Here is an 11808-nt window from a genome sequence, read left to right on the forward strand (position 1 = left end):
CCTGATGAAGCCTTTAAAATATACGCTCCTGATCCTTGTTACAACTCTCATCATGGGAACCTCGTTTCCCGTAGGCAAAATCGGTATGATGTATGCTCCTCCCTTTTTGTTAATGGGACTTCGCTATATATTGGCAGGAGCATTACTAGCGTGGATCATTAGAAAACGTCCCATGCCTGTGGGGTGGAAACAGTGGATGCAAATCGCCGTAATCGGTCTGTTCCAGTCGGCGGGAGTAATGGGATGTGCCTACTACAGCATGAACTGGATTAGTTCGGGAGAATCCGCCATTATCACGTTTACGAATCCTTTGCTTGTCATCATCCTGAGTGCTGCTCTATATGGTGTGTCCTATCGTTTTAGCCAGTGGACCGGTGTGATTCTCGGATTTGTCGGAGTGGCGTTGACCTTTGGATTCCATCTAAGCTTGAGTCCAGGGACATGGATTGGGTTTGGCGGCGCTGTCTCCTTTGCTGTATCCACGTTGCTCATTAAGCGCTGGGGAGCTGCTCATGATACATTTGTACTTACCGCTTACCAAATGCTCGCTGGAGGCGCAGTATTGCTTCTACTGAGTGTGTTTACAGAGCAGCCTCATTTTATCGTAAATACAACGTCCATCGTTGTCCTGGTTTGGCTGACAATTTTCTGTTCCATCATTCAGTTCACCCTCTGGTTTTATTTGCTGCAGAACACAGATCCGGCCAAAACCAGTTCCTTTCTTTTTCTGGCACCGCTGTTTGGACTGCTGTCGAGCTTCGTCTTGTTGGAAGAGCATGTCGGCTGGATTGTGGGTGTAGGTGGGGTAATGATCTGTCTGGGGATTTTCCTGGTTAACCGACGTCCCGTCAGTCATAACTCAGCTTTGGATAAACCGGGTTTGACCCAACGTACACCTGCAAGTTAACTAGCAGAAGAATAACAGCGAAACTTTAGGTGAGCCACTCGATAATAATACTCATCTGAAAAGTACAAAAAAGAGCATGGTGCTTTAACAGCGCCATGCTCTTTCTATATTAATGCTATGTTCAACAACAAGGTTTCACTCTGCCTCGCTGTCAGGCCAACCCTGAATGGCAACAGACTCGCCTTCCGGATTGTGGGTTGCAGCAGCATAGTCTGGCAATGGGCCGTCGTGGAATAACCACAGTTCGTGCAATGCCCGTGTACAGCCAACGTACAACAGCTTCGCATCACCCGCATTGGGCAAATAGTGTTTCTCATCGCTATCCGCTACGATAACTGCATCAAACTCCAACCCTTTCGACAAATAGACAGGTAAAACGGAATGACCGCCTGTGTACTGTTTTTTGCCGCCGTCAATCAAGTTCAGATCCCAGCCTGCGGCCTGGAGTTCATGGTGAAGCTCCTTTGCCTCACGCAGGGTACGGGTCAGAATAGAGACTGTGCGATAGTCTTTGACCGTCAAGAGCTTCAGAGCCTGTTCGAGGCTTGCTGTGCGCCCTTCTACCCCATAGGACAATGTCCGTACAGGATCACCACTCCGGAATACAGGAATTGCCGTAATACCGCTTTTGACGCCCCGCTCCAGAATCGTATTGGCATAATCGATAATTTCCATTGTCGAGCGATAACTCCGGGTCAATGCAAAGTATGCATTCTGTTCCTCGGGAAACAGCGAACTCATCTCTTCCCACGCGTGAACACCACGGTACTCATGAATGCCTTGGGACAGATCCCCCAGTATGGTGAAAGAATGCCCTTTGACAAACTGATCCAATAGCGCTACATGAAAAGGAGAAAAGTCCTGCGCTTCATCAATGACGACATGATCGAATCGCTCGGAGCCTTCAATATCATGAACCAAGGTATGAATGTACACCAATGCAGGCAAATCCTCTTCACGGATGATATCCTGCTTCAGATCTGCAGCCGTTTGCTTCATCACCAATTTGGGAATAAGCCCGCTGAGCGAGGCAGGTACCGAACCGCCTTTAACAACCTTAAACAGCTGTTTGTACAGCGTAAGCGGTTCATATTGAGGCCATTTTTTGGCGTAGGCCTTCTCACGAGTTGCCGCTTTCTTCTTACGCTCTTTGCGAATGGCTTCCGGGGAAGGTTTCTTGAGTTCCATCTCAATCCAGCGGTGAATACGCGCCATAACCCGCTCTTTGCGTTTCGCCAGCGGATAATGTTTGTACTCATCCCCGAACCAGTTCTCAATCTCGGCTTTGCTGAGCACTGCACCATCCCATGGACTGAAGTCCATATCAGGTACGGATTCCTCTTCCATCCCGGATAGCCACTCCCCAATCAGTTCCATGAAGCGGATCGAGCCTTTATAACGCCCAGGCACATCATCATTGAGTTCAGGACGTGCATCCGGCGTTTCAAACCAGGTGTTCAATGTCTCCGACGTGTCCGCCAAAGGCAGGTCCAGCCCCAGCAGGTTCATCGCCCAATCCGGGAATGTACGCTGCTGAATATCTCCTACACCGAGCTCCGGGAGTACATCTGATATGTAATCCAGGAACATGTGGTTGGGTGCGAAAATAACCATTTTCTCCGCTGATACCTGTTCCTTGTATTGATATAGCAAAAAGGCAAGCCGATGCAGTGCGACGGTTGTTTTACCCGAACCGGCCACACCCTGAATGATCAATGCGGTGTTTCTCGCCGCACGAATGATCTGATCCTGCTCCGCCTGAATGGTGGATACGATATCACGGAGCTTGTTGTCCTTGTTCTCTCCCAATCGATACACAAGGAATTCATCCGATACAGCTGGCTGGTCACTGTCCCGATTGTACGTATCCGCTACACGTTCCAATATACGCTGCCGAATAACAACGTTTCGTTTCAGATAAACCAGGCCCTCAATAAGTCCCTCTGGGGCTTCATACGTTGCGGAGGCTTCCCCTCCGGTAAATGAGTAAAACAGGCTTGCGACAGGAGCACGCCAATCAATGACGAGCGGATGCTCTCCCACCTCTTCGCGGTCTACGCCGATTTTGCCAATATACAGCGGTTTCCGTGCACCACTGCCCTGTTCTTCGAAATCCAAGCGTCCGAAATAGGGTTGCTGCGCGCTCTTGGACAAGGCGGTGCGGCGCTCTTCACGTCCGGCCTCCAGCACTTGCTCTGTGAAGTCGTGGCCGGTGTATACCGGGATATTCTGCAGCCGTTCCAGCTGACTGTCCACTTCCTTCATCGTTCGCTCTAACCTGTACTCTTCTTCTTGATAGGCACTTTGAAAGCTGTCTGACATGTTTCAGTTACCTCCTAAGAATATGTTTTGCTCTGCATAGTCAATCGCTGACGACACAAAAGGATACCCACTATATCATATTGATGTATAAAAAGCTACAGTAGCCTGGATAGCAAAATGAAAGAAACCGCTGTTCCTGTTCTGGAAAGAACAAAAGAACAACGGTCATTATTTAAATCATACCGGCTCAGAATCCGGCTTCCCATCCTGTGCCACAAACTGTTTCTGTGCCAGTTCACGGTATACCGGATGGTTGCTAATTAGCTCCGCATGTGTTCCGGTTCCCGTCACATGTCCCTGTTCCAGAACAACAATCTGATCAGAATCGACAACGGTGGACAATCGATGTGCAATAACAACTGTCGTTCGTCCTTCCATCAGATTGGACAAGGCTTGCTGTACCTCATGTTCCGAGGTGCTGTCCAGACTGGACGTCGCTTCATCCAGCATCAGAATATCCGGGCTGCGCAGCAGTGCACGAGCAATAGCGATCCGTTGACGTTGACCACCGGAGAGCTTGATTCCGCGTTCTCCCACTTCTGTATCGTAGCCCTGAGGCAATTTATCAATAAAAGCGGAGGAATAAGCCATTTCTGCCGCCTGTCTAATTTCGTCCATATTCGCCTCACGGCCCAGCCCGTATGTCATGTTTTCCTTAATTGTGCCTGCCATCAGAGGGCTCTCCTGTGATACATATCCAATCTTGCTTCGCCAGGAGGCTAATGAATAATCCGTTATAGCTTGTCCACCATACGATATACTGCCCGACCCCGGAAGATAGAACTGTTCCAACAGGGAGAATAGCGTTGATTTCCCGCTGCCGCTTGGCCCAACAATGGCCGTCACTTTACGGGCCGGAACGGTCAGATTAATTCCATGCAGTACCTCTTCCCCTGTTACATAAGAGAAGTGCAGGTTGTTAAATGTAATTGTCTCATTGCCCTTAGGAGCTATTGCTGTGCTATGACGAGGTTCTTCTTCATGTGCCAGAATGGCCTGAATGCGTTCTGTCGCACCGACAACCTTTTGCAGACGTGAATACAGTGTCGTAAATTGCCCCATCGGCATAATCACTTGGAACAACAACAGAATGAAGGCGACCAGTTCACCCGGAGACAGCAAGCCAGAAGCTACCCGCATGCCGCCAACACCCAGAATAACAACCAGTACAGCCGTCATGACAAACGTAAAGAGTGGACCGATCAACGCCAAAATCCGCGCTTCCTGGAGTCCAAAAGCAAACATCTTCCCAATACGGGAATCGCCTGCTTCCGCCTCCTGTTTCTCCGTACCATAAGCTTTCACCAAACGAATCTCGCCAATGACTTGGCTGAGCACCGAAGTAAGACCTGCCATTTCGTCCTGCTGCTTTTTGGAGATTTTGTACATTTTACGACCAACAGGCAGCAGGATGAGTAGCGTTAGCGGCACCAGACTCAGAATAATGAGTGACATGACCCAGTCCAGATAGAAAAGCAACGCTACCCCGCCCACAACCGCAACGATATTGGATACAAAAGAAACGAGATAATCCGCAATTAGCGTCATAATCTGACTTGTATCATTCGTGATTCGACTCATCGTATCACCCGTACGATTCCGGTCGAAATATGGCATCGGCAAGGATAACACCTTGTTCCACAGCTTCGTTCGCAATGTCGCAACCACCCGTTGACCTGCATAGTTCAACATATAGATGCTGATGCCTGAAGCGATGGCCTGAATAACAAATGCCCCCAGCAGCAGGAAAATAACGGACTTGTTCAGCGCAGACATCGTGAGCCCATCAATCAGGCCTTTGGTCATCAGCGGAACAATCAGTCCGGCTGTCGTCTGAATAAGTGTCAGGATCAACGCTATGATCAGAATAAGCTTCGGTGGATTTGTGGCAGCAATCAGCTTCACAAAATCCTTGAATCCCTTTTTTCCTATTTTCGATTCAGCTTGACCTGCCTGTTGTTGCTCTTCCATTTCCGTTCCCCCGTTCTCTCCTTGTTCACCAGAGATCATACGTACGAACTACATTACGTTTCCTGTCTTTTACAATATCCCATGCAGCACGAAATTGGCCAAAAACAGGATGGCAATGCCATACATGACTTTAGGCACCTGTTTGCCCTGACCCGCCGCCAGCTTCGCCACCGGATACGCAATGAATCCAAATGCCATACCGTCCACGATGCTATACGTAAATGGAATCATGACCATGATCAGAAAAGCCGGAAAAGCTTCCGTGAAATCACTGAAATCCATATCCTTCACACTTTGTACCATCAAGCCGCCAATAATGATCAAAATCGGTGCAATAGCACTGTCCGGAATATAACCCAACAGCGGAATAAAGAAGAACGTTGCACCAAACAGCACTGCGGTAACCAGTGGAGTCAAGCCCGTCCGCCCACCTGCTGCTATGCCCGCTGTTGTCTCCGCCGCAGCTACAGTAGGACTACTGCCAAAAATTCCAGCAAAAATATTGGAGATCGACAGCGCCCGCAAACTGCCTTTAAACCTTTGGGGGCGACCAATAAGATGGGTTTGGGCTGTGATCAGGCCGATGTTCTCAAATACAACGATCAGCAACAACAGAAATACTGCAATCCAGAACGATAGATCCAACAGATTTGCAAAGGAAAGCTGGGCAAACAAACCACCATATTGATGCAGTGCTTCTGTGGCAGACACCGGATCACCTGGTTTTACAGCGCCAAGCACATAAGCTAGTCCAGTTCCCGCCAAAATACTGATCAGAAGCCCGCCTTGTACATTGCGTATAAATAAAATCAAGGCGATCACAAGAGTGACACAGGCAGTGATCACTCCAGGATCATTAAAATGTCCGATCGCCACAAATGTGGTCTGGTGTGCGATGACGATTCCGCTTTTTTGCAAACCAATAAACGTCAGGAACAAGCCAATCCCCACCGTAATGCCATGCTGCAGGTTTTTCGGAATGGCCTCACTAATTATTTTATATAACGATGTAAAAGCTACGACCGCAAACAGCACACCGGTGACGGATACAACCGCCAAGGCTTCCTGCCAGCTCAATTTCATCGAATGTACGAGTGTGTAGGTGAAAAATGCATTGATACCCATGCCAGGTACAACGATAATCGGCGACTTACCGCCAAATGCCATCAGCAAACAACCTGCGATGGACGTCAGCAGTGTACCCACCATTGCCGCCTGTAGCGGCATTCCGGCATCGGCCAGAATTGTTGCATTGACCATTACGATGTACACCACGGCAAAATAGGAAATGGCCCCCGCCACAATTTCCTTCTTCCACTGGTCTCCCGGCTCCAGGCCAAGTCGTCTGGTCATCCATCCTTGTTTCATTCGTTCCGTTCCCCTCTCTCTATGTAAGCCGAACAAAAGTATTTACACTCTACCACTACACGGACAGAACAACCTTCCGATCGCTGTTATCCCCAGATTTTTAGATTTATGTTTTTTAAAGTTAAATCCGGTGATAGCGTATGCTTCCGAAGTAGCTTTCTTTCAGAAAGCTTTTAGGCGCACGCTTCGCTTCTCCAGTTTTTTTCTGTCCTCTTCGTTCTTGTGTAAATCTTATATTCATCTTATATAGCTGCGATTTCTCTATGTATCTACCATCATTTCGCACAGCACCACATATCATACACGCTTTTGGGATTGAAGTACATCACGTAACCCTGACATTTGTTAAGGTTTGCGCATGCAAAAAAAAGCGCAGGTACCTTGTCGGCACCTACGCTTTTTATTCACAACAGATTACTGCTGCTTATTCTCTGCAATTTCGATCAGTTCCTTGACGGCCACACTGACCATGATCAGTCCGGCTACCGGAGGAACAAAGGCGTTACTCGCTGGCGGCTGCTTGGCCTTGCGAATCTCCGGCGCATTCTCAGGAACGATTTTTTGCGTTACATCTGCACGCGGTTTCAATGGTTCTTCGGTGGAGAAGACCACTTTCACACCTTTTTTGATGCCTTCTTTCCGCAGTTTTGTGCGGACAACACGGGCAATCGGGTCCATGGTCGTTTTCGAAATGTCCGCAACCTGGAATTTCGTCGGGTCCATTTTGTTTGCCGCACCCATGCTGGAAATGACCGGAATCTTACGTTTCAGGCATTCCTTGATAAGGTGGATTTTGTAAATGATCGTGTCGGAAGCATCCAACACATAATCCAGCTCATACTTGAACAATTCCTCATACGTTTCTTCCGTGTAAAACATATTCAGTGCAATCGCGTCGCACTCCGGATTGATGAGCTTCACGCGCTCCACCATCAGATCTGCTTTTTTCTGACCAACGGTCGTGGTCAAAGCATGAATCTGACGATTGATGTTGGTGATATCCACTACGTCTTTATCAATCAGAATGATACGGCCAACACCACTGCGGGCAAGAGCTTCCACTGCAATACCGCCCACGCCGCCGATGCCGAGCACAGCTACTGTACTATTTTTCAGGGCGTTCAGACCTTCAGGTCCGATAGCCAGTTCTGTTCTTGAAAATTGATGGAGCATTGAGAATCGATGCCTCCTTTATTTCTTTTCCGCCACCGGTTTACGGGCTACGCGGATGTGAAGTTGTTCCAATTGGGAGTTATCCACTTCAGAAGGTGCATTCATGAGCAGATCCGTTGCACTTGCTGTTTTCGGGAAGGCAATCGTTTCACGCAGATTCGTGCGACCTGCCAGCAGCATCACCAGACGGTCGAGACCAAAAGCGATTCCGCCGTGTGGTGGCGTTCCATATTCAAATGCTTCGAGCAGATATCCGAATTTCTCGTTGGCTACTTCCGGAGAAAGTCCCAGAGCAGCGAACATTTTTTCTTGAACATCACGTTTGTAGATACGCATCGAACCGCCGCCCACTTCATAACCATTCAGAACGAGGTCATAGGCTTGAGCGCGAATAGCACCCGGATCTGTATCAAAAAGATGTACATCTTCGTCTTTAGGACGTGTGAATGGATGGTGTTCTGCTACATAACGTTTCGCATCTTCATCGTACCCGAGCAATGGGAAGTCCACAACCCATGCAAATTTGAATTTGCTGTCATCGATCAAGCCCAGTTGACGACCGATTTTCAGACGAAGTGCGCCCAGTACATCTGCAACCACTTTTTTGGTGTCAGCAGAGAAGAGCAACAAGTCGCCTTCTTCAGCGCCAGTACGTTCTTTGACTGCTTCGATCTCTTCTGGCGTAAAGAACTTCACGATTGGTCCTTTGAACTCGCCATCTTTGACTTGAATCCATGCCAATCCTTTTGCACCGTAACGCGCTGCGAATGGTCCGAGATCATCGATTTCTTTACGGCTCCATGTACCACAGCCTTTGGCGTTCAATACTTTCACTTCTCCACCTTTTTCAATGACAGAAGCAAATACTTTCACACCACTGTTCGCTACGATATCGTTCATTTCAACCAGTTCCATACCAAAGCGCAGATCCGGTTTGTCTGAACCGTATTTGCCCATAGCATCTGCATACGTAATCCGTTGGAAAGGCAGTTCCAGCTCAATACCTTTCGTTTCACGCAGCAATTTGGCCATCAGTTCTTCCATCATTGGCAGCAGGTCATCCTGTTGCAGGAAGGAAGTCTCGATGTCGACTTGGGTGAATTCCGGTTGACGGTCCGCACGCAAATCTTCATCACGGAAACAACGAGCGATCTGATAGTAACGCTCAAGTCCGCCGACCATCAGCAATTGTTTGTAAATTTGCGGTGATTGCGGCAGGGCGAAGAATTCACCTTCATGCACACGGCTTGGTACGAGATAATCACGTGCACCTTCCGGGGAGCTCTTGGTCAGGATTGGTGTTTCTACTTCAACGAATTCTTCTCCATCCAGATAATCACGGAACACTTTGGATGCTTTGGAACGCAATTTCAATGTTTCAAACATTTCCGGACGACGCAAGTCCAGGTAACGATATTTCAAACGAAGCGACTCGTCGACTTCCACACCATCTTCGATGAAGAATGGAGGTGTTTTTGCCGCGTTCAGTACTTCAATCTCGGTAATTTGCACTTCGATTTCACCTGTAGGCAGGTTTTTGTTTACTGTCTCTTCGTCACGTTTAACCACTTTACCCGTTACTGCGATAACGTACTCGCTCCGCACTCTGTCAGCGATTTGCAATGCTTCGCCAGAGTAAGCCGGGTTGAAAACAACTTGTACAATTCCGCTGCGGTCACGCAGATCGATAAACAGTACGCCCCCCAGGTCACGGCGGGTCTGTACCCAGCCGTTCAATGTTACGGTCTCACCGATGTGTGCGGGTGTTAATGCGCCGCAATGATGACTTCTTTTCATAACCAAACTCCTCTTATGTGAATTTCCGTTCTGTATGGGCGGGCAGAGCCCGCTTTTCAACAGTGCGGTTGCGTGAAGACGATTTTATTCAAATGGCATGTTATTACCTCTGGCTCTCCAACTTCCGATTAATCGGAAACATTGGTGAACCTCCGTAATTTTGCCGGATCAATTGTTGCTATTTTACAGTTTCAAACTCGTGCTTATTTACTTCCGCGTATAGCAGCTACCAGATCATCCAGCTTCACCGTTTGTTGTTCACCTGTATCCATGGACTTCAGGGCAATTTCCCCGCGTTCCAGCTCATCATCACCCAGAATGGCAGTGTAACGTGCTTTGAATCGGTCAGCAGATTTCATCTGAGCTTTCATCTTGCGACCGAGATAGTCGCGTTCGCCGGACAGACCCGATTGACGAAGCTTAAACAGCTGACGGTTGACTTCACGATCGGCAGCTTCACCGAGAGCAACAAAATATACATCCAGTGGAGCAAGGGAACTAACATCAATATTCTGGTGTTCCAGAATCAGTTGAATACGCTCCAGACCAATACCGAAACCAATACCAGGCTGATCCGGTCCACCGATATCTCCAACGAGACCGTTGTATCTGCCGCCACCGCCGACTGTATCAATCGCGCCAATGCCTTGAGCTTTCAGTTCAAAAGCAGTCAATGTGTAGTAATCCAATCCCCGTACCAGACGATTGTTCACCGCATAATCTACGCCAAAATCATCCAGATACTCTTTCAGCTTAGCAAAGTGGTTCAATGATTCTTCATCCAGACTATCCAGTATGGACGGTGCCCCTACGAATTTGTCCTGATCAACTTTGCAGTCGAGCACACGCAATGGATTACGTTCCATCCGGGATTGGCAGTCCTTGCACAGGCTGTCCTTCATCGGTCTGAGGAATCCAAGCAATTTTTCGCGATATTCTGCACGGCTAGTTGGGTTACCCACCGAGTTGATCTCGACTTTGACATCTTTCAATCCCAGTTCTACACACAGTTGATACCCAAGCGCAATGACTTCAGCATCAATCGCTGGATCAAGGGCACCGATGGCTTCTACACCGAACTGGTGGAACTGACGCTGGCGACCTGCTTGCGGACGTTCATAACGGAACATCGGACCGATGTAATAGAGCTTGCTCACATCCGGTTCGCCATAAATTTTATTTTCCACATAAGCGCGGACAACACCCGCTGTCCCCTCCGGACGAAGGGTCATGCTGCGGTCCCCTTTATCATTGAAGGTGTACATTTCTTTTTCAACAATATCGGTTGTTTCCCCAACGCCACGTACAAATAAAGAAGTCTGTTCGAAGATCGGTGTGCGAATCTCGCGGTAATTATAACGGCGACACAGATCACGCGCTTTTTCCTCTACGAACTGCCACTTTTCCACAACACCAGGCAGCAAGTCTTGCGTTCCAGTCGGTTTTTGAAAAGCCATCTTTCATCCCTCCAGCATCTATTTTTCTCTGTATAATAAGTTGTTCCAGGACTGTTACACCTGCCCACTCCGATTGCAGTACCATCTTCCGATCGCTGTTATCCCCAGATTTTTTAATTCAATTTTCAATGGGGAAATCCGGGGATAGCATATGCTTCCGAAGCAGCTTTCTTGCAGAAAGCTTTTAGCCGAACGCTTCGCTTCTACAGATTGGTTCTGCAATCTCCGTTATGGTATAAATGTTAGGATCAACTTATATAACAAAAAAATCCCTCGCCCTGTCGCTGTATAAACAGCAAACAAAGGGACGAGGGATTGTGTTTACACATTCACCCGTGGTACCACCCACATTCCGGAATCCCTGACACTTTCGCCGTTCAGGTGATCATGTAATGATCTAAGGTTGCTCCAGGCAATCCGATCATACAGATCATTCCGCTCTACGTATAACGCACGCCCTGCGCAGGCCAGCTAATAACCATCAGATGTAAATCTAATGTGTTCGCTGTCTGTTCTCGGGGAAGTCATTCGTCCGCTCATCAAGAGAATCCTTACAGCCAAGGGATTCTTCTCTGTTCATGTGGGCACGGAGTACTTGGTCCCGTCATCAAATCATCAAGTTATATCGTTTAAAGTTATTATATAACGTTTAAAGTTAATTTATTTTCTGATTGTAATGAACCGCAGTGCTAAAGTCAAGGGCTAACACAAAAAGATAGCACTAGAAAAAAATATTCACACGTCATACGGAATGCATAGTCCACAGAAATCAAGACTAATAGAAGCTGGACTCATCAAATGAATTCCAACTTC

General features: G+C 48.0%; 7 protein-coding genes. 1 reads left to right on the plus strand and 6 read right to left on the minus strand.

The window, feature by feature from the left end; all coding sequences use genetic code 11:
- Positions 1–4: 4 nt before the first annotated feature.
- Positions 5–907 carry a DMT family transporter gene (locus BLS14_RS21360; RefSeq protein WP_063566840.1) on the plus strand — a complete coding sequence of 301 codons (903 nt, stop codon included), beginning with the start codon at positions 5–7 and terminating at the stop codon, positions 905–907.
- A gap of 135 nt (positions 908–1042) precedes the next feature.
- Here the strand turns inward: BLS14_RS21360 and BLS14_RS21365 are convergent, their stop codons facing one another.
- The 6 genes from BLS14_RS21365 to hisS form a co-directional block, all read right to left on the minus strand.
- Positions 1043–3229, minus strand: coding sequence for a HelD family protein (locus BLS14_RS21365; RefSeq protein ID WP_090953832.1), 2187 nt, complete (start codon positions 3227–3229; stop codon positions 1043–1045).
- Between the two features lie 177 nt (positions 3230–3406).
- Complete coding sequence (locus tag BLS14_RS21370) at positions 3407–5200, minus strand: ABC transporter ATP-binding protein (protein WP_090953892.1); 1794 nt, start codon at positions 5198–5200, stop codon at positions 3407–3409.
- 69 nt (positions 5201–5269) lie between these two features.
- Complete coding sequence (locus BLS14_RS21375; RefSeq protein ID WP_063567718.1) at positions 5270–6568, minus strand: NCS2 family permease; 1299 nt, start codon at positions 6566–6568, stop codon at positions 5270–5272.
- Positions 6569–6982: 414 nt separating this feature from the next.
- Complete coding sequence (locus tag BLS14_RS21380) at positions 6983–7741, minus strand: tRNA threonylcarbamoyladenosine dehydratase (RefSeq protein ID WP_076287755.1); 759 nt, start codon at positions 7739–7741, stop codon at positions 6983–6985.
- 18 nt (positions 7742–7759) lie between these two features.
- Positions 7760–9538, minus strand: a complete 1779-nt coding sequence (gene aspS, locus BLS14_RS21385; RefSeq protein ID WP_063567716.1) for an aspartate--tRNA ligase — start codon at positions 9536–9538, stop codon at positions 7760–7762.
- A 203-nt stretch (positions 9539–9741) separates the two neighbouring features.
- Positions 9742–10995, minus strand: a complete 1254-nt coding sequence (hisS, locus tag BLS14_RS21390) for a histidine--tRNA ligase (protein ID WP_090953834.1) — start codon at positions 10993–10995, stop codon at positions 9742–9744.
- Positions 10996–11808: the final 813 nt, after the last annotated feature.

The organism is Paenibacillus sp. OK060 (assembly GCF_900101205.1).
Taxonomy (GTDB): Bacteria; Bacillota; Bacilli; order Paenibacillales; family Paenibacillaceae; genus Paenibacillus; species Paenibacillus marchantiae.

Coding starts and splice junctions, on each gene's coding strand:
- hisS (WP_090953834.1), bottom strand. CDS start 10,995: ATGGCTTTTCAAAAACCGACTGGAACGCAAGACTTGCTGCCTGGTGTT.
- BLS14_RS21370 (WP_090953892.1), bottom strand. CDS start 5,200: ATGGAAGAGCAACAACAGGCAGGTCAAGCTGAATCGAAAATAGGAAAA.
- BLS14_RS21365 (WP_090953832.1), bottom strand. CDS start 3,229: ATGTCAGACAGCTTTCAAAGTGCCTATCAAGAAGAAGAGTACAGGTTA.
- BLS14_RS21360 (WP_063566840.1), top strand. CDS start 5: ATGAAGCCTTTAAAATATACGCTCCTGATCCTTGTTACAACTCTCATC.
- aspS (WP_063567716.1), bottom strand. CDS start 9,538: ATGAAAAGAAGTCATCATTGCGGCGCATTAACACCCGCACACATCGGT.
- BLS14_RS21375 (WP_063567718.1), bottom strand. CDS start 6,568: ATGAAACAAGGATGGATGACCAGACGACTTGGCCTGGAGCCGGGAGAC.
- BLS14_RS21380 (WP_076287755.1), bottom strand. CDS start 7,741: ATGCTCCATCAATTTTCAAGAACAGAACTGGCTATCGGACCTGAAGGT.